Origin of the sequence: Corallococcus llansteffanensis (assembly GCF_003612055.1) — a bacterium.
GTDB classification, from domain to species: Bacteria; Myxococcota; Myxococcia; order Myxococcales; family Myxococcaceae; genus Corallococcus; species Corallococcus llansteffanensis.
This window is the reverse complement of record NZ_RAWB01000980.1, coordinates 1-1710: the sequence shown is the minus strand read 5'-3', so window position 1 is coordinate 1710 and position 1710 is coordinate 1. Positions and strand designations below refer to the sequence as shown.

The following is a 1710-nucleotide window of genomic DNA, read 5'->3' as shown; positions in this document are numbered from 1 at the left end:
GGCCGCGTCTTCACGCCGCGCCGCGCCATAGGCTAGCAACGGTCATGCCAGACGACAGGGGGTGGGAATTTTCCCAATCAATCCAGCCGTTTGCCCAAAGTGACTTGCTTGCACTCCAAACGATTCCGGTCGCTTGGGAGGGCGGGCGAGGAAGGGGGGCCCCGCCTTGCGGAACGTTGGGTTGGGGACTTGGGGAACAGGCGGACTGCAGCCCTGTTCAAAATCTCCACAGGCACCGGCCCGCTGGCCGGATGGATTTCCCGGGACTTTGCCCCCCGTTGCAGGCAGTGTGACTTCACCGTGAGCAGCACCGGGAATCCTCCCGGGGGGCTTACGGGTTCCTGGAAACTTCCAGGTGCTTCGGGCCGCTTCGCGGCCTGACCGCGCACCGCCAGGCGCCCCCGCAATACCGCGGGAGGGCGCGCTGCGCGGTCGGCCCCCCGCCTGAGGGGGAAGCGCGCCAACCCATCATTGCGGGATTACATGACTTTTGACGAACTGCAGTTGACTGATTCCCTCCTCAAGGCCGTGAAGGCCGAGGGCTACACCACGCCGACGCCCATCCAGGTGAAGGCGATTCCGCACGCGCTGGCGGGCAAGGACGTCCTGGGCGTGGCCCAGACGGGCACCGGCAAGACGGCGGCGTTCGCGCTGCCCATCCTCCAGCGCCTGTCGGCGAAGGCCCCCGCGGGCGGTTCGCGTCCGGTGCGCTGCCTGGTGCTGACGCCCACGCGCGAATTGGCGAGTCAGGTCAGTGAGAGCTTCGGCACCTACGGCAAGAACCTGCCCCTGCGCCATGCCGTAGTGTTCGGCGGCGTGGGCCAGACGCCGCAGGTCCAGGCGCTGCGCAACGGGGTGGACATCCTCGTGGCGACGCCGGGGCGCCTGTTGGATCTGATTGATCAGGGCCACGTGACGCTGCGCGCGCTCGAGGTGTTCGTGCTCGACGAGGCGGACCGCATGCTCGACATGGGCTTCATCCATGACGTGCGGCGGGTCATCAAGGTGCTGCCCAAGGAGCGCCAGACGCTGTTCTTCAGCGCGACGCTGCCGCCGGACATCGTGGACCTGGCGCGCAACATCCTGAAGGACCCCATCCGGGTGGAGGTGTCGCCCGCGTCCACCACCGCGGAGACGGTGAGCCAGCAGGTGTACTTCGTGAAGCGCGAGGAGAAGCGCGCGCTGCTCACGCACCTGCTCCAGGACTCGAAGGCCATTCCGCGCGCGCTGGTGTTCACGCGCACGAAGCACGGCGCCAACCGCGTGGCCAAGCAGCTCACGCAGGCGGGCGTGCGCGCCGACGCCATCCACGGCAACAAGAGCCAGAACGCCCGTGAGCGCGCGCTGGACGAGTTCCGCGCGGGCACGCTGCGGGTGCTGGTGGCCACGGACATCGCGGCGCGCGGCATCGACATCGACGGGTTGAGCCACGTGTTCAACTACGACCTGCCCAACGTGCCGGAGCAGTACGTGCACCGCATCGGCCGCACCGGCCGCGCGGGCGCCAGCGGCCAGGCCGTGTCCTTCTGCGACTCCGAGGAGCGCGAGTACCTGCGCGACATCGAGCGCACCATCCGCCGCAGCGTGCCGGTGGTGGCGGATGCCTCGTTCCGCTCGCTGCTGCCCGCGACCCTGCCGGGAGACTTCGTGGAGGACGACCGTCCGCCTCTCGCCGGTGGCCGTGGCGGTTCGCGCGGCGGCGGTCAGCGT

General features: G+C 69.1%; 1 protein-coding gene. It reads left to right on the top strand.

Annotation, left to right across the window (positions count from 1 at the left end):
* Positions 1-483: 483 nt before the first annotated feature.
* A partial coding sequence (locus D7V93_RS42650) for a DEAD/DEAH box helicase (protein ID WP_244237842.1) occupies positions 484-1710 on the top strand: 1227 nt, incomplete at its 3' end.